The sequence below is a fragment of the Pseudomonas fluorescens genome (assembly GCF_902497855.1).
Lineage (GTDB): Bacteria > Pseudomonadota > Gammaproteobacteria > Pseudomonadales > Pseudomonadaceae > Aquipseudomonas > Aquipseudomonas fluorescens_BI.
The window spans coordinates 73,891-93,373 of the sequence record NZ_CABVHU010000017.1; the positions used below are offsets into that span (position 1 = coordinate 73,891).

The 19,483-nt window shown below is 59.4% G+C and carries 20 protein-coding genes and 1 pseudogene; 16 read left to right on the plus strand and 5 right to left on the minus strand.

Features of this window, described 5'->3' with window-relative positions; genetic code table 11:
* Positions 1-125: 125 nt before the first annotated feature.
* Positions 126-887, plus strand: coding sequence for an alpha/beta fold hydrolase (locus F8N96_RS27650; RefSeq protein WP_150800490.1), 762 nt, complete (start codon positions 126-128; stop codon positions 885-887).
* Between the two features lie 73 nt (positions 888-960).
* On the opposite strand, the gene F8N96_RS27655 is transcribed toward F8N96_RS27650, so the two are convergent.
* A complete protein-coding gene (locus tag F8N96_RS27655; protein ID WP_224789612.1) occupies positions 961-1,200 on the minus strand; it encodes a hypothetical protein in 240 nt (79 codons plus the stop codon).
* A gap of 456 nt (positions 1,201-1,656) precedes the next feature.
* On the opposite strand from F8N96_RS27655, the gene F8N96_RS27660 reads away from it, so the two are divergent.
* Positions 1,657-2,016 carry a DUF6124 family protein gene (locus F8N96_RS27660; RefSeq protein WP_150800492.1) on the plus strand — a complete coding sequence of 120 codons (360 nt, stop codon included), beginning with the start codon at positions 1,657-1,659 and terminating at the stop codon, positions 2,014-2,016.
* Positions 2,017-2,083: 67 nt separating this feature from the next.
* On the opposite strand, the gene F8N96_RS27665 is transcribed toward F8N96_RS27660, so the two are convergent.
* Positions 2,084-2,542: a metallophosphoesterase family protein gene (locus tag F8N96_RS27665; protein WP_150800493.1), complete on the minus strand. Its 459-nt coding sequence runs from the start codon at positions 2,540-2,542 to the stop codon at positions 2,084-2,086.
* A gap of 102 nt (positions 2,543-2,644) precedes the next feature.
* Between F8N96_RS27665 and F8N96_RS27670 the strand changes: the two genes are divergently transcribed.
* The 4 genes and pseudogenes from F8N96_RS27670 to F8N96_RS27680 all read left to right on the plus strand — a co-directional run bounded on the left by F8N96_RS27670 (position 2,645) and on the right by F8N96_RS27680 (position 5,595).
* On the plus strand, positions 2,645-3,226 hold the full coding sequence (locus F8N96_RS27670; protein ID WP_150800494.1) for a polyribonucleotide nucleotidyltransferase: 582 nt from the start codon (positions 2,645-2,647) through the stop codon (positions 3,224-3,226).
* 180 nt (positions 3,227-3,406) lie between these two features.
* Positions 3,407-3,721, plus strand: a pseudogene (locus tag F8N96_RS35915) (PAS domain-containing protein); the annotation flags it as partial.
* A gap of 186 nt (positions 3,722-3,907) precedes the next feature.
* Positions 3,908-4,972: a methyl-accepting chemotaxis protein gene (locus tag F8N96_RS27675; RefSeq protein WP_412071825.1), complete on the plus strand. Its 1,065-nt coding sequence runs from the start codon at positions 3,908-3,910 to the stop codon at positions 4,970-4,972.
* A 128-nt stretch (positions 4,973-5,100) separates the two neighbouring features.
* The gene (locus tag F8N96_RS27680) at positions 5,101-5,595 is read left to right on the plus strand and encodes a PaaI family thioesterase (RefSeq protein WP_150800496.1); all 495 of its coding nucleotides are present in this window, start codon (positions 5,101-5,103) and stop codon (positions 5,593-5,595) included.
* Between the two features lie 92 nt (positions 5,596-5,687).
* On the opposite strand, the gene F8N96_RS27685 is transcribed toward F8N96_RS27680, so the two are convergent.
* Positions 5,688-7,469, minus strand: coding sequence for a helix-turn-helix domain-containing protein (locus tag F8N96_RS27685; RefSeq protein ID WP_224789613.1), 1,782 nt, complete (start codon positions 7,467-7,469; stop codon positions 5,688-5,690).
* Between the two features lie 168 nt (positions 7,470-7,637).
* On the opposite strand from F8N96_RS27685, the gene F8N96_RS27690 reads away from it, so the two are divergent.
* The 10 genes from F8N96_RS27690 (at position 7,638) to F8N96_RS27735 (ending at position 17,115) form a co-directional block, all read left to right on the plus strand.
* Positions 7,638-8,237: an amino acid synthesis family protein gene (locus F8N96_RS27690; RefSeq protein ID WP_150800497.1), complete on the plus strand. Its 600-nt coding sequence runs from the start codon at positions 7,638-7,640 to the stop codon at positions 8,235-8,237.
* Between the two features lie 113 nt (positions 8,238-8,350).
* Complete coding sequence (locus F8N96_RS27695; RefSeq protein ID WP_150800498.1) at positions 8,351-9,313, plus strand: flavin reductase; 963 nt, start codon at positions 8,351-8,353, stop codon at positions 9,311-9,313.
* 22 nt (positions 9,314-9,335) lie between these two features.
* Positions 9,336-10,847 (plus strand): aldehyde dehydrogenase, encoded by a 1,512-nt coding sequence (locus tag F8N96_RS27700; protein ID WP_150800499.1) that lies wholly within the window; start codon positions 9,336-9,338, stop codon positions 10,845-10,847.
* Positions 10,848-10,865: 18 nt separating this feature from the next.
* Entirely contained in the window at positions 10,866-11,942 is a 1,077-nt protein-coding gene (locus tag F8N96_RS27705) for an LLM class flavin-dependent oxidoreductase (protein ID WP_150800500.1), read from the plus strand.
* Positions 11,943-11,947: 5 nt separating this feature from the next.
* Positions 11,948-12,763, plus strand: a complete 816-nt coding sequence (locus tag F8N96_RS27710; protein WP_150800501.1) for an alpha/beta fold hydrolase — start codon at positions 11,948-11,950, stop codon at positions 12,761-12,763.
* A complete protein-coding gene (locus F8N96_RS27715; RefSeq protein ID WP_150800502.1) occupies positions 12,756-13,151 on the plus strand; it encodes a carboxymuconolactone decarboxylase family protein in 396 nt (131 codons plus the stop codon). The genes F8N96_RS27710 and F8N96_RS27715 overlap by 8 nt, the downstream gene beginning before the upstream one ends.
* Positions 13,152-13,331: 180 nt before the next feature.
* Positions 13,332-14,540, plus strand: a complete 1,209-nt coding sequence (locus F8N96_RS27720) for a quaternary amine ABC transporter ATP-binding protein (protein ID WP_191630817.1) — start codon at positions 13,332-13,334, stop codon at positions 14,538-14,540.
* The gene (locus tag F8N96_RS27725) at positions 14,533-15,429 is read left to right on the plus strand and encodes an ABC transporter permease (protein ID WP_150800503.1); all 897 of its coding nucleotides are present in this window, start codon (positions 14,533-14,535) and stop codon (positions 15,427-15,429) included. Before F8N96_RS27720 ends, F8N96_RS27725 begins: the two co-directional genes overlap by 8 nt.
* A gap of 83 nt (positions 15,430-15,512) precedes the next feature.
* Positions 15,513-16,547, plus strand: coding sequence for a glycine betaine/L-proline ABC transporter substrate-binding protein ProX (gene proX / locus F8N96_RS27730; protein WP_150800504.1), 1,035 nt, complete (start codon positions 15,513-15,515; stop codon positions 16,545-16,547).
* An 85-nt stretch (positions 16,548-16,632) separates the two neighbouring features.
* Positions 16,633-17,115, plus strand: coding sequence for an Lrp/AsnC family transcriptional regulator (locus F8N96_RS27735; RefSeq protein ID WP_150800505.1), 483 nt, complete (start codon positions 16,633-16,635; stop codon positions 17,113-17,115).
* 244 nt (positions 17,116-17,359) lie between these two features.
* Here the strand turns inward: F8N96_RS27735 and leuD are convergent, their stop codons facing one another.
* Complete coding sequence (leuD, locus tag F8N96_RS27740) at positions 17,360-18,016, minus strand: 3-isopropylmalate dehydratase small subunit (protein WP_150800506.1); 657 nt, start codon at positions 18,014-18,016, stop codon at positions 17,360-17,362.
* An 11-nt stretch (positions 18,017-18,027) separates the two neighbouring features.
* The gene (leuC, locus tag F8N96_RS27745; RefSeq protein WP_150800507.1) at positions 18,028-19,446 is read right to left on the minus strand and encodes a 3-isopropylmalate dehydratase large subunit; all 1,419 of its coding nucleotides are present in this window, start codon (positions 19,444-19,446) and stop codon (positions 18,028-18,030) included.
* Between the last annotated feature and the right edge of the window lie 37 nt (positions 19,447-19,483).

Sequence of the window (19,483 nt, forward strand, 5' to 3'; positions counted from 1 at the left end):
AAATCGTTCAGAAAGTGCTTCTGTGGGGTCGATTGAAGCCAGTCGTGCCGGGCAGCAATCGGCAAAAAAAGCAGTCGTTTTGCGCCAGACGCTGTCTTAACAGCGGGTAGGCCAAGGGGGACACCATGACAACGCGCACATTAACCATTGAAGACTTGCAGTTGAACGTTTCAATCCGCGGCCAAGGCTCACCGCTGCTCTTGCTCAACGGCCTGGGTGGTTTGATCCGTACCTTCGATCCCCTGCGCGATGAACTGGTGGACTACAGGACCATCACACTGGACGTGCCCGGGGTCGGCAAGTCGCAAATGCCCCGCTGGCCAATGCGCCTGCCGCGCCATGCCGACCTGATCGCCGAGATGCTCAAGCAATTGGGAATCGAACAGATCGATGTATTCGGCCTCAGTTGGGGCGGTGCGTTGGCGCAAGAATTCGCCCTGCGTTACCCGGGCAGGGTGCGCCGGCTGATCCTCGCGGCGACCTCGGCCGGTCCGGCGATGCTGGTGAAGCCCGCCGACATCCTGGATTTTTTTGGCAGGCGTAAAAGCGCCAGCCTGCGCAAGCAAGAAGGCTCGCGCCATTCGATACAGACACTACTGCGCTTCGGTATGGTGAACCGCATGCTCACGGTCAACCCGCTAACTTATTACCACCAACTCACCGCGTTGGTCGGCTGGACCAGCCTGCTGCGGCTGTTTCGACTGCACCAGCGCACGCTGATCCTCACCGGCGACCGCGACACCCTGGTGCGGCTATACAACGCGCACATCCTGCGCCGCGCCATTCGCCGTGCCGAACTGCACGTCCTGCAGGGCGAGGGGCATTTTTTCGTGGTGACCAGCGCCAGGCGAACCGCCGAAGCGATACGCGAATTTCTTTGCCAGTAGCGCGGCGTGACAGCTATCGAAGGCACCAAAGCCTGAGGAAGCTAGGGCGTAAAGCCCTAGCAGACAGCAGGTATCACTTTTTCTTTTTCGCCGGCTTTTCTGACTTGTCTGATTTCTTGGCCTTTTCCGGCTTGCTATCAGCTTTTTTTGCGGATTTCTTTGGTTCGGCATCTTTTTTCTTGTCTTTCTTTTCGGAAGATTTCGAAAGAGCCGAGGCCGCCGCTGATTTCTTTGCCGATGATGACTTTTTGTCTTTCAAATCCTTGCTGGCTTTCGAAGCGTCACCTTTGCTTTTCTTCTCGTCTTTAGCCACGTTGCCCACCTCTCGGAGTATGCCGGTATTGGCAAATTGCCTGTGGGATTATCCACATGCTGATCATTAGGCGAGCGCGTCTAAAAGCGGTTCAAATTTTCTTGATGCGTCGAGATAGGCACTTGTTTAAACGCCCTACAACTTACTTCCTGAAAGCTACAAGACCTTGCGCCGTTGCCTACGGGTACGCCAGAATCCGCCGGCTTGTGCGCCTCTGCCCCCCTCGGTAACTTGATTCGTGTCACTGCCCATCAGTGATCGGGTTTAGCAGCTCGTGGTTTTCCGGTGAAGTGCACAAGCTCTTTCAGTCAGGCATTGCCTGCACTCGATGGTAGCTGTGCGCAGGGCGCCTTCGGGCGCGCCGGTTTGCTGGATCCCCGGTCTGCTAACCTGCGTACAGCTGCCTCCCTCTCGTTTAGCAGCAGGAGGGGCGGCACTCCATTGAGGATCCCGCAAATGGTAAAGCCTTCACCCAATCCCCCGGACACAGATCCGACATCCCCCTATAAACCCGATTCAAACAAACTCAACGAAGCCGCCGAACGCGCCCTCGATTTCCACTTCCCCTCGACTGCCGACATCAAAGCCACGCCGCGTACACCCAGCACTCTGTTTACCGTCGACCCGCAGGCTTCGACCGAAACCCTCGTGGTTTATCTGGTCGAAACGCTGGCCTCGGTCGATGTGATGGTCCATCACCTGGTGGATCATCTGGACGGTGGTTCGCGCAACGCCCTGCTGGGCATTTCCAACAACATCATGCTGGCGGAAATCACCGCGAACCGGGTGCTGGATCAGATCGATCCGCACGCGTAGGCGAACGAGTCAGCGACACAGGCTGTGCAGCGGTCTCTTTCTTTGGAGACCGCACTTCAGCAACTGGTCATTCCAATAACGAAACCAGTCGCGGCTCAATCGAACCCTCAAGCACCTCAAGCAGCGCCAGCGTTACCGGCAGCTTGAACCTGCGCCGCCCCGCGCTGCCTGGATTGAGGTACAGCCGCTCACCACGCCATTCAATGCGTGGCTTATGCGAATGGCCGGTGATCACCAGCTTTATCCCGGCATCCAGCGCCGCCGGCACATCGGCAATGTCATGCACCAGCAAGCTCTGCCAGCCATTCAGATCAAAACGCAGCTGGTCGGCAAGACTCTCTGCCCAAGCCGCGCCCAGGTCATTGTTCCCGCGTACTACGTGCAGCGGGGCAATGGACGCCAGTTGATCGAGGATCTCGGGTTTTCCGATGTCGCCGGCGTGGATGATCCGTTCACAACCTTCCAGGGCAGCGAGGGCTTCGGCGCGGAGCAAGCCATGGGTATCGGAGATGACGCCAACTTTCATTCAGGGCTCCACAGCGGGCTCAAGCCAATCGGATCTTCTGCATGATCCTCGGTTTCGGGCACACTTGCAGGATCATTCAGGGATCCACTAAAAGGAATTACGATGCGATCGTTCAGCCGCAAGCTAGTCATGTTGTGTTTAGTCTTCTCGGTTCAAGGCGTTGCAGCGGTTCAGGCAGCAACGGAGCCGCCGACAAGCGAGGCAAGTACTCCGCAGAGGATTTCCGTGCTCGCGGGCAAACTGAGTTACACATTGCCGCAAGGTTATGTCGAACGCGAGTTGCCTGAGCTGGATGCGAAGGCCAGAGCCCAAGGCGTGACAGGCACGATGTACGTCAATGCCGCGCAAAAACGCATGGTGGTGGTGACGGAGACCCCGGTTGCGGAAGGATCGATTGCGGGGGATAACGATGAGGAGTTTCTGCTGGGATTGGCAAACGGCACCATCAGCAAGCATGAAAGCGGTTACAAGGACTTCAGGATTCTGCGTGACAAAGAGGTGGTCAAGAAGAACGGTCTTGGCATTCTCGAGATTGACGCCTACGGAACACTGGGCAACGATCAGCTCCTCAACACCACGCTATTGGCGGCCTCTGGAACGACGGCCGCTTATATTCACTTGATCTCACCCCGCGACACTCGCAAGACCCATATTGCATTGATCAAGGCGATCATTGGTGAATGACTGGACCAGTCGCTCCTGCCCACTCGATAACCCCGTGACGCGGCAATATGGGATGGGTGAAAGTGGCGTTGACGGAGACCACCCGCTTTTCCGACGCACAACCTGTCCTTTTGGAATGACTGATTAATCTTTAACTCATTGCAGCCGATGCCCCTAGCTTAGGGCATAGGAGCAGTACAGATGAGAAACAACCAACCGGTTACGCAGCGCGAGGTTGCCCTTGGACCTCAACAAAAACTCATCTCGACAACGGATGCACGGGGCGTCATCACGTATTGCAATGACGACTTCGTTGATATCAGCGGTTTCAACAAATCCGACCTGATCGGCGCGCCTCAGAACATCGTTCGTCACCCCGACGTACCCTCCGCGATCTTTGCCCATATGTGGGGCGCGCTCAAGCTGGGCAAGCCGTGGATGGGCATCGTCAAGAACCGCTCCAAAAACGGCGACCACTACTGGGTCAACGCCTACGTCACGCCGATTTTCGAAGGTCGTGAGGTCGTTGGCTATGAATCGGTCAGGGTCAAGCCGACGGCCGAGCAGATCCGCCGCGCCGAAGCCCTCTATAAACGCATCAGTCTTGGAAAATCCGCCGTCCCGGGCAGCGATCAATGGCAACCCGCCCTGCTCGCCTGGTTGCCTGTTGTGACGATCGGGTTGGTGGGAACGCTGGGCGGCATGTACCTCAGCGCGCCTGTGGCTTTCATTTTGGCTGTCGGGGTATCGATTCCCATCGGGTTGCTTGTGTCCCGCAGGCAAAACCGAGGGGCGCTGCATCTGCTGGAAATGGCTGAGGCCTCTACCTCCGACTCGTTACTGGCCAAAATGTACAGCGATGAACGCGGTTCTCAGGCACGCCTCGAAACGGCGTTCGTCAGTCAGGCGTCTCGGCTCAAGACCTGCCTCACCCGGCTGCAAGACACGGCAGAGCAACTGACCAGCCTGGCTGGGAGATCCGATGGCCTCGCCGCCGATAGCGCCCGTGGACTGGACCGCCAACGAATCGAGACCGAGCAGGTGTCGGCCGCAGTCAATCAAATGGCGGCCACCACGCAGGAGGTTGCCAGCCACGTCCAGCGCACTGCCGACGCCACTCAAGAAGCCAATGTGCTGACCGGACGTGGGCGCGAGGTGGCCCGGGACACTCGAGACGCCATTCAGCGCCTCTCCGTCGTGGTGGGCGAGACAGGGTTGACCGTGGCGCAGCTGGCCAAGGACAGCAATGAAATCGGGACGGTGGTGGATGTCATCAAAGGCATTGCCGATCAAACCAACCTGCTGGCGCTGAACGCAGCCATCGAAGCCGCGCGCGCGGGCGACATGGGTCGAGGCTTCGCGGTAGTCGCTGATGAAGTGCGTCAGCTGGCACAGCGCACGACTCAGTCCACGATCCAGATCCATAACCTAATTTCCAAGTTGCAGGTCTCATCCAGCAACGCGGTTAAGACCATGGAAAGCGGCCATCGACAGGCTGAAGAAGGCGTGGCGTGGGTGCTTGAGGCAGATAAGGCATTAGTCGGTATCAGTGAGGCCGTCGCGAACATCACGGACATGACCACCCAGATTGCCGCTGCGACCGAAGAGCAAACCGCCGTGGCCGAGGAAATCAGCCGCAATATCACGACCATTGCCAATCTGGCGGATCAAACATCTGAACAAGCCAGGCATTCGGCGGAGCTGAGCAAGGAATTAACCCAGACCGCTAAAACCCAGTATTCATTGGTCGAGCGATTTAACCGATAACCCATCAACTTTCTTAAAAAAAAGCCCGCTCCTGCGGGCTTTAAATTTTGGGCAAATCGATACCAAACCCCAATCCTCCGGACTGAGGTTAAAATACCCGAGGTTCCCTTCCCTGAGGATGACAAGACATGTCCCCGCTCGACACCTCCCTGCAAGACAGCGCCGCGCCGGAAGGCGTCTGCTACGGCTGCGGCAGCAGCAACCCCCACGGGCTGCACATCAAGAGCTTCTGGCATGAGGACGGCGTGCATGTCATGGCCGAGCATGTGCCCGAAGCCAAGTACTGCGGCTGGCCGGACCTGGTCTACGGCGGCCTCATCGCAATGCTGGTCGATTGCCATTCCAACTGGACGGCGATGGCCTATCACTACCGGCAGGAACAACGCGAGGCCGACAGCCTTCCGCGCATCAACTGCGTCACCGGCAACCTTGGCATCAAGTTCATCAAGCCGACCCCCATGGGCGTTCCGCTGACGTTGCGGGCGAAGGTCGAGGGGGATGTCGGACGCAAGACCCGGGTCATCTGCGAGGTGTGTGCGGGGGACGTGCTGACAGCGGTCGGCGACTCGGTTTTCGTTCGAGTCGATACCAGCCAATTGGCCGATGCGGCTCACGGACGCTAGCCGGCTATAACGACTCGGCTTTGTCCATGAGCAGTCCTCGAATGCGGTCCCTTGTAGGAGCAAGCTTGCTCGCGATGGTCGTTAACGAGCTTCTAGCTATTAATCACCTGTTGCAAGTGAATCGCCAGCTCCGTTGCAAACCGCCGCTCCGGTGTCTCGACATCAATGCCGAACAGCTCCTGGATCCGCGCGAGGCGATATCTGAGCGTTGTCACATGCACCCCCATTGCGTCCGCACAGGCCTGGCTACGGCAGCTTTCGCGCAGATAGGCAGTCAGTGTTTCCAGATAAGGCGTTTGATGCTTGCGATCATGGGCCAGCATTGCGCCCACGCTTTCGTTGACGAAGGTGCGAATATCTTCCCGACCCACCGCCGCCACAAAGATCGGGATCGGGCCGAAGTCCTGATCGGAAATCGGCCCGCGGCGGCCAAACGAACGGGCAATTTCAATCAGCCGCCGGCAGCGCTCCCACGCGACCGGGTAATCGGTGAGCATCTTGCAAACACCACTGGCCAGCAGAATCGGCTCGCCGCCCAGATAGTGCGCCAGGTCATCGACAATCTGGCGCTTGAGTTTGGCCAGCCGCTCGCGACCTTTCTCGCCTTCGGACGGCACCAGGCACACCAGGCCGTTGTCGACGATGATCACCGTCGAATGTATGCCTGCCCGCTGCAGAATGCGGGCGACGTTGTGGTGTAAATTCTTTGCCTCCCGGGCCTTGTCGCCATAATCGACAATGATCATCTGCTGCGCGGTGTTGAAGCCCAAACCCAGACGCTGGGCCCGCTGCTGAATGTCATCGGCGTCGCGCCAGCGGCCTTCGAGCACTTCGAACAAAAGCTCGGTCTGGGTGCGGGTTTCGAAGCGAAAGCGGATAAAACTGCGCATCATCTGCACGCTCAAGGCGAACTTGGCACTTTCCAGCATCAGCAGGTCCAGTTCGTTGACCGGCGCAGCCACCGGAAACAACACCAGCGCCCCCACCAATTCTTGATCGACCATCAACGGTTCGATCTGCGCCCGCAAGGTGAACTGGCGTTGGCCGTCGTCGAGGAACAAGCTGACTGTGCTGCGCAAGGCACTGCGCAGGCTTTCATGGGTCGCTTTGGTGATCTGCACACCCAGCACACCGGCGACCGCCGACTGCCAGGCGGCGTCATCGAACAATGCGCTGTCCGGCGAGCGACCCGCGACCACCTGGTTGGCGGTAAAGTCCACGGCAATCACGGGGTTGGGCAATTGATTGCCGACCATCAGCGCCAATGACGTCACCGAACCACCGCCCAGCACGTGTTCCAGCAAGGTGGTGTGCACATGCAACGCCTGCTGCATGCGTTCGGCCGCGCGACGCTCGGCTTCCAGTTGCCGCTGACGCTCCACGGCGATGGCACCCAGGTGGATGATCATGCCGAGGAACACCCGGTCTTCCTCCGACACGTCCATGAGCGTACGGGAGATCACGCTGAGCACCATGGGTCGACCATCGAAGTCGTTGCAGTTCATCGGCATCACCATCACCGTGCGGTAATCCCGTTCCACGGATTCGTGGCGATAACCGGGGTACTCGCATACGCGTACGTCACGAATGAACACCGGCTCATTGCGCTGCAGGGCGGTCATCACCGGGCTGGAGGACAGCTCCCAGCAATCCACCAGCGGCCGCTGCACCAGGGTCGGGTCGTGGCGGGCGATGACATGGCCAAAACCGGCCTCCATGTCGATGGCCATGATCGAGCTCATGGTCCAGTGGGTATGCCGGCAACTGGCGTAGACCAACTGGTGCAGCATCGATTGCAGATCACCGCCGGAGTTGATCTGACTCGCTACATCGCGCAACGACAGTATCTGCATTTCTCGATTCAAGGCGCTCACCTGAACATGGAGGTCACGGCAGCCACGTTGCCTGCCAGGCCCGCCGGATACTTGCGCCGTTTCCGAGCAATGTCCAACTAATTTTCACTGCGAAACCACGGAAGACGCTCCTTCCCTTTGCTCCTAGCCTAAGGCCACAACCAACAGCCACAAGGGCGACGAGTCATCATGAATCTGGACAATCTGGGCGTCAGGAAATACTGCACCTTTATCGAAGAAACCTTTATCGAAGGCGGCAAGGACGCCGGCAAGCCGATCACCCTGATCGTCGTCGCCGCCGTGTTGAAGAACCCCTGGGCCGGCCAGGGTTTCGTCGAAAACCTGCGTCCGGAGATCCTGCGCCTGGCCCCGGGCCTGGGCTATGAAATGACCCGCCGCCTGACGGCCCTGATGCCGGGCGGCAAGGTCGAAGCCTTTGGCAAGGCTGCCGCCGTGGGGGTCAATGGGGAGATCGAACACGCCTCGGGGCTGATCCACACCCTGCGCTTCGGCAACCTGTTCCGCGACGCCGTACAAGGCACCGCCTACCTGAGTTTCACCAACACCCGCAACGCTCCTGGCGCCCTGCTCTCCCTGCCGATGGTGCACAAAAGCGAAACCGGCAAACGCTCGCACTTCCTGACCGCCAACTTCCAGGTCGCCGATGCACCGGGCCCGGACGAAGTGCTGATCGCGATCGGCGCCAGCGACGGCTCCCGTGCGCATCCAAGGATTGCCGACCGCTATCAAGACATGGCGGAGATGGAAGCGGAACAGCCAACGGGCTGACCCCTGCTCCTTATCACAGCAAAACTTCCACAAATGTCCTCTTGATCGACGCAAGCCCACGCGTTTTCTTCCCCGTAGGCTTGCTCCATACAACAAGAAACAGGAGCACTGCGATGCCCAGCACCGAGATCAACGCCAACGTTGCAGCCGTCGATCCGGGCGCCTTGCGCCAGGCTTTCGGCACCTTCGTGACCGGTGTCACCGTCATCACGACCCATGACGCCGAAGGCAACCCACGGGGCATGACGGCCAACTCGTTCACCTCGGTTTCCCTCGACCCGCCCCTGCTGCTGGTGTGCGTCGGCAAATCGGCGGCCAGCTACAGTGCTTTCGCAGCCAGCGAACAGTTTGCCGTCAACTTGCTGCATGAAGGACAGGTGGATGTCTCGGGCACCTTTGCCTCCAAGTCGCCAGACAAGTTCCAGACCGTCAATCACGACACGGTTCACACCGGCGCACCCATCCTCACCGACAGCCTGACCTGGTTCGATTGCACCGTACACCAGCGCATTGAAGCCGGCGACCACCTGGTACTGATCGGCCAGGTCCGCGCCTTCGGCACCAGCCCCAAGTTGCCACTGTGCTTCTGCCGGGGCCGCTACGGGAATATCCAGGACCCATTGCCGGCCAGTTGGCTGGACTCGCACAAGATGATCATCGGCTACCTGATCGAAGCCGACGAGGCGATCCTGTTTCGCGCCGATGGCCAAGGCGGCTGGACCCTGCCCGTGGCCGGCAAGCGCAAGGGCTTCATCGATGCCGGCCAAAGCTCGCTGCCGGTCGAACTGGAGTCGACTTTTCTGTATTCGGCGTTCGATGTCGACGACACCGACCCCGGTTACCTGATCTACCGCGCCCAACTCGACAGCCTTGATGTCGAGTTGCCCGACACCCTGCGCTTCTTCCCCCTCGACGACTTGCCCATCGAGTTGATGCCGGTCAACGAACTGCGCTCGGTGGTGCGCCGCTATGCCCGCGAGCGCCAGAACCAGCAGTTCGGCATTTACACCGGCTCTGCCGCCAGTGGCCGGGTGGCGATGATCGATAACCGCGTACTGGCTGCCGAATCCCTTTGACCCGCACCCACAGGACTCATCCATGAAAACCACGGTCAGCGCCCTTGAGGGCAACCGCCTTAACCTGTTCATCGACGGCCGGTTCGTCGCACCTGGCAGCGAAACCTGGGTCGACAGTTTCGACCCCACCACCGGCCAGGCCTGGTACCAATTCGCCCAGGCCGACGCCAGCGATGTAGGCCGCGCGGTCGCCTCGGCGCAGAAGACTTTCGACGATCCGCAATGGCGCAACATGACGCCTACCGCACGGGGCAAATTGCTGTATCGCCTGGCGCAACTGGTGGCCGAAAACGCCGAAGAACTGGCCCTGCTGGAAACCCGCGACAACGGCAAGCTGCTACGGGAAATGCGTGCCCAGATGAGCGCCCTGCCCGACGCTTACATTTACTTCGCCGGCATGGCCGACAAGCTGCAAGGCGAAACCATCCCGGTCAACAAGCTCAATCAGCTCAACTACAGCACCCGCGAACCGCTGGGGGTGATCGGCATGATCACCCCGTGGAACTCGCCGCTGATGCTGCTCACCGGCACCCTGGCGCCGTGCCTGGCCATTGGCAATACCGTGGTGATCAAACCGTCCGAACATGCCAGCGCCTCCACCCTGGCCTTGGCCGAACTGGTGATCGAAGCAGGCTTCCCGGCCGGCGTAGTCAATGTCGTCACCGGTGACGGCGCCGTCACCGGCGATGCCCTGACTCGCCACCCGGACATCGCCAAGTATGTATTCACCGGCAGCACCGAAACCGGCCGACGCATCGCCGGCAATGCCGCGAACAACCTGGTGCCGTGCCAGATGGAACTGGGCGGCAAGTCACCCCACGTGGTGTTTGCCGACGTCGACATCGACAAGGCCGTCAATGGCGTGGTCTCCGGCATCTTCGCCGCCGCCGGGCAAACCTGCGTCGCCGGTTCGCGCTGCTTTGTCGAAGCGCCGATCTACGACAAATTCGTGGAAGCCCTGGTGGAGCGCACCCAACGCATCAAGGTTGGCCACCCCATGGAGGAACACACCGATATCGGCCCGCTGGCACTGCAAGCCCAACTGCAAAAACTCGAAGGCTACATCGCCAGCGGCGTGAAACTGGGTGCTCAGGCGGCCATCGGCGGCAAGCGCCCCAGTGGCTCGCACCTGGCCGAAGGCTGGTACTTCGAGCCGACGGTGATGGCCAACGCCAGCAACGACATGCCGTTCATGCGCGATGAATTGTTCGGGCCAGTGGTCGGCGTGATGCCGTTCACCTCGGAAGAACACATGATCAGCCTGGCCAACGACACCCACTACGGCCTGGCCTCGGGCATCTGGACGCAGAACATCGACCGTGCCATGCGCTTCGCCAACCGGATCGACGCCGGCACAGTGTGGATCAACACCTACCGCAGTTCGGCCTACATGTCCGCCAACGGTGGCTTCAAGCAGAGCGGTTATGGCCGGCGCGGCGGCTTTGATGTGATGCGCGAGTTTTCCCGGGCCAAGAACGTGGTCATCGACTATTCCGGCGAGATGCAAGACCCCTTCGTTATCCGCCTGCGCTGATTATTCAAGGAGCACCTTATGAAATTTGCCGTATCCCTGAGCATGGAACGCTTTTCCCCTGACGTGCCCATGCAGACGGTCATGGCCAACCTGCTGGAACTGGCGCAGATCGCTGATGAAGGCGGCTTCGAAACCCTGTGGACTTCGGAGCATCACACGCTCGAATGCACCATTGCCCCCAACCCGTTCCAGACCCTGGTATGGCTGGCCCAGCACACCCAGCGCATTCGCCTGGGCACCGCGACCCTGGCGGCCGCTTACTGGCATCCGATCCGCCTGGCCGGTGAAGCCGCACTGTGCGATCACCTGACCAAGGGCCGCCTGGAGTTCGGTATCGCCCGCGGCTCTTATCAATACGAATTCGACCGCATGACCCCCGGCCTGCAACAACAGGAAGGCGTGGGCTACATGAAGGAACTGGTGCCGGCGGTGCAAAAACTCTGGGCCGGCGATTACGCCCATGACGGCCACTACTGGAGATTCCCGCTGACGGCCGCCGTGCCCAAGCCGTTGCAAAAGGATCACCCGCGTATCTGGGTGGCCGCACGGGATCCGGGCACCTTCGATTGGGCCGTGAGCATCGGCGCCAACATTCTCTCCACCCCGCTCTCGGCCCCGGCGGCGGAAATCGCTGTGCTAGGAGAGAAGTTCAACAAAGCCGTGGCCGACAACCCCCATGTACCGCGCCCGCGCTTCATGATGCAGCGCCGCACCTGCGTCTACGCCAAGCCTGAGGATTGGGAGCTGCCGGTCAAGCACAGCATGGACTTTGGCCGCGCCTTCGAAAACCTCATGCAGAACGTCGGCACCGTGCACAACGGCTTCCCCGAGCCAGTGCCCTTTGAGGCCGTGCGGGGCAAAGAGAACTACAACCCGCAAAACCTGCGGCGCAACCTGATGTTCGGCACCCCGGTGGAAATCATTGAAAAGCTGCTCGACTACGAAGCCGCGGGCGTCGATCAGTATTGCCTGGGCCTCACCTTCAACCTGCCGTTCGAATTGCAAAAACAGACCCTGCGCCTGTTTATCGATGAAGTGATGCCGGTGTTCGCCGAACGCGAACGTGCCAAACGCCACGACAAGGTCGCGAGGTAATCGTCATGGGCCAGGTACAACAATTCAGTGTGGCCAATGTCACGCTCAACTATCGCCTCGACGGCCACGGACCACGTCCGCTGGTGTGCATTCATGGGGTCGGTTCGAGCCTTGAAGCCTGGGGCGAAGTGGTGGCGGGTCTGGAAGACCGGTTCACCGTTCTGACCTTCGATCTGCGCGGTCACGGCCGGTCTTCTCGCACTCCGGGTCGCTATGAAATAGACCACTTGGTGGGTGAAACGCTGGCCCTGGCCGATCATGTCGGTTTCAAGCGCTTCGATCTGGCCGGCTTTTCTCTGGGCGGCTTGGTCGCCCAGTGTCTGGCTCTGACTCACCCGGCGCGGGTTCAGCGCCTGGTGTTGCTGTCGACGGTCGCCGGGCGCAATGCGCAGGAACGCGAACGGGTACAAACACGTCTGGCGGCCTTGCAAGCCGGCGAACCGGTAGCGCATTACGAAGCATCGCTGTCGCGCTGGTTGACCGAGGATTTTCAAGCGCGTCACCCTCAAGCCGTCAACCGTCTGCGGCAACAGAACGCCAACAATGATCCGGGTTGTTATGCGGCGGCGTATCGGGTGTTGGCAGAGTCGGATTTCGCCGACCAGCTCCAGCGGATTCGCTGCCCGACGCTGATTGCCACGGGTGCCGACGATGCGGGTTCCAACCCGAGAATGGCGGCCTTCATGCACGAGCGCATCCACGGCTCGCAGCTGAAAATCCTGCCGGGGTTGCGACACTGCATTCTCATTGAAGCGCCGGAACAGGTGGCGAATCTGATGCGCGATTTTCTTGTTGATGAACCGGAGATACAGCATGAATAAGTCATTGCAGGCCCAGGGTGAAACGGTTCGCCGCCGGGTTCTGGGGAACGCTTACGTCGACCAGGCGCTGGGCAAGGCCGATGATTTCTCTCGGCCGTTCCAGGACGTGCTCAACGAATATTGCTGGGGCATGGTCTGGACCGATGAAGGCCTGGACCTCAAGCAACGCAGCCTGCTGAACCTCGGCATGCTCGCGGCGCTGGGCCGCATGGATGAGTTTGGTACACACTTCTGCGGCGCCATCCGCAACGGCCTCAAGGACGAGGAACTGCGCTGCGCCCTGATACAGATCGCGGTGTACTGCGGAGCACCGGCGGGTGTCGAAGCCTTCCGAGTCGCCCGTAAAGCGCGGGAAAGCATGGATACGGCAGATTCTGCGACCGGCTGACGACTCAGCCTTGCGCTCGCCCTGGCGCTCATGCTGTAAGTGCCCCCGCACAACAACAAGAATTTTTCAGATTGCACCTTTACGCCCGAAGCATTTGAAAGACCATTAACTGCCAGAAGCCCAAAAATTTCTCTTCATGAAATTTTCCACAGATCGAAAAACAACAATTGGAGGCAATTGGTGAGCGAACGACTGAAGATTGAGAACCTCTACAAGGTCTTCTCCTCGACCCCCGACAGAGCCATGCAGCTCTTGACCGCCGGTGCCAGCAAAGACCGGATCCTGGCCGAGACCGCGACGGTGGTCGGCCTCAACAACGTGTCGCTGTCTATTCCCAGCGGTGCGATCTACATGATCATGGGCCTCTCCGGTTCAGGGAAATCCACCCTGGCCCGCTGCATCAATCGCTTGAACGAACCCACGGCTGGCAAGATCCTGCTGGACGGCAAAGACCTGGTTGCCCTGAACGAAAGTGAGTTGCGGGAGGTGCGACGAACGCGCATCTCGATGGTGTTCCAGCACTTCGCCCTGCTTCCGAACAAGACCGTGATCGAGAACACCGAGTTCGGTCTCAAGCTTCGCGGCGTTCCTGCCGCCCAGCGGCGCAAGCGCGCCGAGGAAGTGCTGGCCATCGTTGGCCTGGCCAAGTGGGCCGATCATCACCCCCATGAATTGTCCGGAGGCATGCGCCAGCGGGTTGGGCTGGCTCGCGCTCTGACCACCGACGCCGATGTGTTGATCATGGACGAAGCCTTCAGCGCCCTCGACCCGTTGATCCGTACGGAAATGCAGGACGAACTGCTGCGCCTGCAACGCACTCTGAAAAAGACCATTTTGTTTATCACACACGACTTCCAGGAGGCGCTGAAGCTCGGCACGCGCATTGCGATCATGGCGGATGGCCAAGTAGTACGCGAAGGCACACCCCAGGAAATCGTCGCTAATCCCGGCAGCGACTACGTTGCCGGATTCACCCGCGATGTGGATCGATCACGGCTTTTTGATGCGCGCTCAATCATGGAAGCCGCTGGCACTCTGCTGGTCCAGGGCGACATCCGTATCGTCGGCAATGAAAGCGCCAGCGCGTTTGTGCTCAATGCCGCCGGCAAGGCGATTGGCGTTCTGGATTCGCGCGCACTGCTGGCTGTGGGCGGTGGCGCCGATGCGCAGCAACGCCTGTCTCTGCAGTTTGTCAGCGTACCGGCCAGCGCCAGGCTGGTAGAAGTGGCGCGATTGCTCAAGCCCGGCCTGCCGGTGGCGGTGGTCGATGATGACGGCGTGTTTGCAGGCACTCTCAACAGTGCCCACATCCTCGATTGCATCGCCGGCCTGCCTTCCAGCCTCCCGTCCACCCGCCCTTCCGTCTCGGAGGTTGCATACCATGCTTAGTTCAGAAGACCTCGCTGTTTTCCCCGTGGACCAATGGATCAGCCAAAGCGTCGAGTGGCTGGGCATTCATTTTCGCCCGATGTTCCAGGCCATTCGCTGGCCGGTAGAACACTTGCTGGCGTTCAGCGACACGGTGATCCATGCCATTCCGTTTCCGGTGATGGTGCTGCTGATATTCCTTATCGCCTACCGTGCCGCAAGCCTGGGGGTGGCGCTATTCAGTGCCATAGCCCTGGTGATTATCGCCACGCTGGGGGTGTGGGACGAGGCAATGACCACTCTGTCGCTGATCACCACGGCGATTGTGATCTGCATGGTCATCGGCATCCCGGTAGGTGTGTGGTGCGCCCGCAGCGAACGGGTCTGGGCCGTGATGCGGCCGATCCTCGACATTATGCAGACGACGCCGACCTTCGTGTACCTGGTGCCGGTGGTGATGCTGTTTGGCGTCGGCACCGTATCGGGTGAAGTGGCGGTGGTGATTTCTGCCTGCCCGCCGCTGATCCGCTTTACCTACCTGGGCATTCGCATGGTCGAAACCGAACTGGTCGAAGCAGGTCAGGCCTTTGGTGCCGACCGTCGACAATTGCTCTGGGAAATCCAGCTGCCATTGGCGATACCGACCATTCTTGGCGGCCTGAACCAGACCGTGCTCACCGCCATGGTGATGTCCGTGGTGGTGGCAATGATCGGCGCGGAAGGCCTGGGCCTGGTGGTATTGCAAGGCTTGGGACGCATGGACGTGGGCCGTGCGGCGGTGGGTGGTATCGCCATTGTATTGCTGGCGATGATGCTCGACCGGATCACCCAGAACCTGGCGCAACCGACGCCGCGCAAGCGCACATCGCTGTTCAAGCGCCTGTTCGATACCCGCTCGGTGAAAGCTTGAACAGCACAATCATGAACACCCGTTGTTGAGCGCTTTTCTTCACTGCTGCCCTTAACCATAACGAGAATAACAAAGAGGAAATCATGATGCGTCCATTCAAAGCCTTGCTTGGATTCGCAACTGCGTTGTCCCTGGTAGGTATGGCCTGTACTCCGGTATTGGCCGAAGACCTGCCGGGGAGCGGCAAGACCATTCGGTTCGTGCAATCGGAAAGTACCGGCGGCAATTACGTACTGACGAAAATCGCCATCGAAGCCAGCAAGCGCCTTGGCTACTCGACCAAGTTGAGTACCGTCAACACCACGCTGTTTTTCCCGGCGGCAGCCCAAGGCGACCTGGACCTCTCGATGGACGTCACCCTGCCGCAACTGCAACCCAGCTTTGACAAGGTCAAGGCCAACACCGAGGTGGTGGGCTCAGGCTTCATTTCGGGCGCTGGTTACAACGGCTACATGATCGACAAGAAAACCGCCGATGCTTACGGCATTACTAGCCTGGAACAAATAAAAGACCCGAAGATCGCCGGGCTGTTTGGCAAGAATGGCAAGGCCGACCTGATCAGCTGTGATCCGGGCTGGGGCTGCGGTGATGTAGTCGACTACCAGCTCGACAAGTTCGGCCTCAAGAACACGGTCAACACGGTGCGCGGTAAATATGAAGCGCTGATGTTTGAAAACGTCGCCCGCCTCAAACGTGGCGAACCCGTGTTCTTCTATGCCTGGGCACCGTCCTGGATGACCAATACGATGGTGCCGGGCAAAGACGTGGTATGGCTGCCGACACCGTTCGATGCCTTGCCGGGATCAGTGTCCAGTACGGTCTCGGCGTTGACCCCCGGTGTGATTGGCTGTGCCGGCGGCGCCGACCCTTGCCGCATGGCGATGGCCGCGTGGAACTGGTACGCAATCGGCAACAAGGCATTCGTCGCAGCCAACCCTGCGATCAAGTCACTCGTGGAGCAGATGGCGTTCTCCCAGGCAACCTGGAGTTATTGGGAAAAAACCATCAGTCAGGACGGCGCGAGCGAACGCAATATTCGTAAGTTGGCGGATGACTGGATGAGTGAGAACAAGTCGATGATGGATGGCTGGATTGCAACGGCAAAAGTAGCCAAGTGATCCCATGTGCCTGGCGGTGAGGGGCAGGCTCCCTCACCGCAAAAAGGTTCGCCGCTAACATTCGTCCCTGCGGAGCTCGTTGACGATGCACAAGCTTGATCGTTATGACCTTAAAATCCTGCGAATTCTTTCCGAGGACGGGCGTATCACCAAGTCAAGCCTGGCCGAGGCAATAAACCTGTCGGTAACACCCGCCTGGGAGCGTGTGCGCAAACTGGAAAGCTCGGGCCTGGTAAAAGGTTACCGTGCCTTGATCGACTGGAACCAGGTGTTCAAGCGCCAGCAGTTGCTGGTGGAAATCACCTTGGCACGGCACACATCCAGGGACATGCGCCGCTTCGAACAACGCATGAGCGAAACGAGCGAAGTGGAGTTTTGTTATGCCACTGGCGGAGGCGTCGATTACATCGCAATGATCCAGACGACAGACATTGATCAGTACCAGCGCTTTATTGATCAATTGCTCTTGGAAGACCTGGGAATCGAACGCTATTTCACCTATATCGTCACCAAAACCATCAAGACTGGCGGAGCACTTCCGGCACAGGCCTTGTGCGCTTTGGTCTGAGCAGAAGTAGACACCCTAAACGGTGTGAGCAGTAGTGGATGATTTCAAGGCGATTCTCGCACTGTGATATTGCAAAACAAGGGGTTCCCTCTCTATCCGAAAGCTGACCAAGACGAAGCGATGCGTGGTCGTCCGCCTGGTTCGCCCTAAAACCGGAGCGAGAGGGCATATCAGCTTGTTTCGATATGAACGTGGCACCACCAAGACAGGAGTGATGCCACAGCCACATGCATTTCCCCAGCGATTACATCAATTCATCAGAGTCTCTGAACAACCATGGCTGGCTGGCCCGGTGCTTGACCTCAAACGTCCCAATCGCATTACCTTCCAGTAAGGTCAGACCGATATCATCCAGCCCTTTAAGCAGGCAGTGTTTGCGGAAGGCGTCGATCTCGAAACGCAACACCTTGCCATCCGGACGGGTCACAGTCTGGGCCTGCAGGTCAATTTGCAGCTGGTAGCCCGGATCGGCCTCGACCTGCTTGAACAACTCATCGACTTCTTCATCGCTCAAGATGATCGGCAGCAAGCCATTCTTGAAGCTGTTGTTGAAGAAGATATCGGCATAGCTCGGCGCGATGATGCTGCGAAAACCATACTCTTCCAGCGCCCACGGCGCGTGCTCGCGGCTGGAGCCGCAACCGAAGTTCTCCCGGGCCAGCAACACGCTGGCGCCTTGATAACGCTCGGCGTTGAGTACGAAGTCCTTATTGAGTAAACGCTTGGAGTTGTCCTGATACGGCTGCCCCACATCCAGGTAGCGCCACTCATCGAACAGGTTCGGGCCGAAACCGGTTCGGTAAATCGACTTCAAGAACTGCTTGGGAATGATCTGGTCAGTGTCGACGTTGGCACGATCCAGAGGTGCGACAAGTCCGGTGTGCTGGGTAAATGCTTTCATGCTGCGCTCCTTCAGATCAATTCACGGACATCGATGAAACGACCGTTCACCGCGGCGGCGGCGGCCATGGCCGGGCTCACCAGGTGGGTACGACCGCCGGCACCCTGACGTCCCGCAAAGTTACGATTGGAGGTCGACGCGCAATGCTCGCCCGACTCCAAACGGTCCGGGTTCATCGCCAGGCACATCGAGCAGCCCGGCTCACGCCATTCGAAACCGGCATCGAGAAAAATCTTGTCCAGGCCTTCGGATTCGGCCTGAGCCTTGACCAGGCCCGAGCCCGGCACCACGATGGCCTGCTTGATGGTCGACGCCACTTTGCGGCCCTTGGCGATCACGGCGGCAGCGCGCAAATCTTCGATCCGCGAGTTGGTGCAGGAGCCGATGAACACGCGGTCCAGCTGGATGTCGGTGATCGCCTGATTGGCGCTTAACCCCATGTATTTCAAGGCACGGACGATGGAGTCGCGCTTGACCAGGTCCATTTCCTCGGCCGGATCCGGCACATTCTGGTCCACGGCCAAGACCATTTCCGGCGAGGTACCCCAGCTGACTTGTGGCTTGATCTGCGCTGCGTCGAGTTCGACCACGGTATCGAACCGGGCGTCGGCGTCAGACACCAGATCTTTCCAGGCTTCGACGGCCAAATCCCACTCCACGCCTTTCGGGGCGAATGGACGGCCCTTGACGTAGGCGACCGTTTTTTCATCCGTTGCTACCAAGCCTACGCGAGCGCCGGCCTCGATTGCCATGTTGCAGATGGTCATGCGGCCTTCGACGGACAAAGCGCGAACTGCGCTGCCAGCGAACTCGATGGCGTGGCCGTTACCGCCGGCGGTGCCGATCTTGCCGATCACCGCGAGGATGATGTCCTTGGCGGTCACGCCGAACGGCAATTGGCCTTCGACTACTACCCGCATATTCTTCATTTTCTTGGCGACCAGGCACTGGGTTGCGAGCACATGCTCGACCTCGGAGGTGCCGATACCGTGCGCCAGTGCACCAAAGGCACCATGGGTGGCGGTGTGGGAGTCGCCGCAGACCACGGTCATGCCTGGCAGGGTCGCACCCTGTTCCGGAGCGATGACATGAACAATGCCGTGGCGGACGTCGTTCATCTTGAATTCGGTGATGCCATACTCGTCGCAGTTGTCGTCGAGGGTCTGCACTTGCAAACGCGAAACCGGGTCGGCAATGGCTGCGATGCCACCCTTGCGCTCCGGCGTCGTCGGTACGTTGTGGTCCGGGGTCGCGATGTTGGCATCGATGCGCCATGGCTTGCGCCCAGCCAGACGCAAGCCTTCGAAGGCTTGCGGCGAGGTCACTTCGTGAATGATGTGACGGTCGATGTAGATCAGCGCCGACCCGTCGTCGCGCTGTTTCACCAAATGCGAATCCCAGAGTTTGTCGTAAAGCGTTTTACTAACCATCACACTATCCTCATTTGTTTTTTATATGCCAAAAAAC

Excerpts from the sequence above, each read along its gene's own strand:
- F8N96_RS27650 (WP_150800490.1), top strand. The coding sequence starts at position 126 with ATGACAACGCGCACATTAACCATTGAAGACTTGCAGTTGAACGTTTCA.
- F8N96_RS27660 (WP_150800492.1), top strand. The coding sequence starts at position 1,657 with ATGGTAAAGCCTTCACCCAATCCCCCGGACACAGATCCGACATCCCCC.
- F8N96_RS27665 (WP_150800493.1), bottom strand. The coding sequence starts at position 2,542 with ATGAAAGTTGGCGTCATCTCCGATACCCATGGCTTGCTCCGCGCCGAA.
- F8N96_RS27670 (WP_150800494.1), top strand. The coding sequence starts at position 2,645 with ATGCGATCGTTCAGCCGCAAGCTAGTCATGTTGTGTTTAGTCTTCTCG.
- F8N96_RS27675 (WP_412071825.1), top strand. The coding sequence starts at position 3,908 with ATGTACCTCAGCGCGCCTGTGGCTTTCATTTTGGCTGTCGGGGTATCG.
- F8N96_RS27680 (WP_150800496.1), top strand. The coding sequence starts at position 5,101 with ATGTCCCCGCTCGACACCTCCCTGCAAGACAGCGCCGCGCCGGAAGGC.
- F8N96_RS27690 (WP_150800497.1), top strand. The coding sequence starts at position 7,638 with ATGAATCTGGACAATCTGGGCGTCAGGAAATACTGCACCTTTATCGAA.
- F8N96_RS27695 (WP_150800498.1), top strand. The coding sequence starts at position 8,351 with ATGCCCAGCACCGAGATCAACGCCAACGTTGCAGCCGTCGATCCGGGC.
- F8N96_RS27700 (WP_150800499.1), top strand. The coding sequence starts at position 9,336 with ATGAAAACCACGGTCAGCGCCCTTGAGGGCAACCGCCTTAACCTGTTC.
- F8N96_RS27705 (WP_150800500.1), top strand. The coding sequence starts at position 10,866 with ATGAAATTTGCCGTATCCCTGAGCATGGAACGCTTTTCCCCTGACGTG.
- F8N96_RS27710 (WP_150800501.1), top strand. The coding sequence starts at position 11,948 with ATGGGCCAGGTACAACAATTCAGTGTGGCCAATGTCACGCTCAACTAT.
- F8N96_RS27715 (WP_150800502.1), top strand. The coding sequence starts at position 12,756 with ATGAATAAGTCATTGCAGGCCCAGGGTGAAACGGTTCGCCGCCGGGTT.
- F8N96_RS27725 (WP_150800503.1), top strand. The coding sequence starts at position 14,533 with ATGCTTAGTTCAGAAGACCTCGCTGTTTTCCCCGTGGACCAATGGATC.
- proX (WP_150800504.1), top strand. The coding sequence starts at position 15,513 with ATGATGCGTCCATTCAAAGCCTTGCTTGGATTCGCAACTGCGTTGTCC.
- F8N96_RS27735 (WP_150800505.1), top strand. The coding sequence starts at position 16,633 with ATGCACAAGCTTGATCGTTATGACCTTAAAATCCTGCGAATTCTTTCC.
- leuD (WP_150800506.1), bottom strand. The coding sequence starts at position 18,016 with ATGAAAGCATTTACCCAGCACACCGGACTTGTCGCACCTCTGGATCGT.
- leuC (WP_150800507.1), bottom strand. The coding sequence starts at position 19,446 with ATGGTTAGTAAAACGCTTTACGACAAACTCTGGGATTCGCATTTGGTG.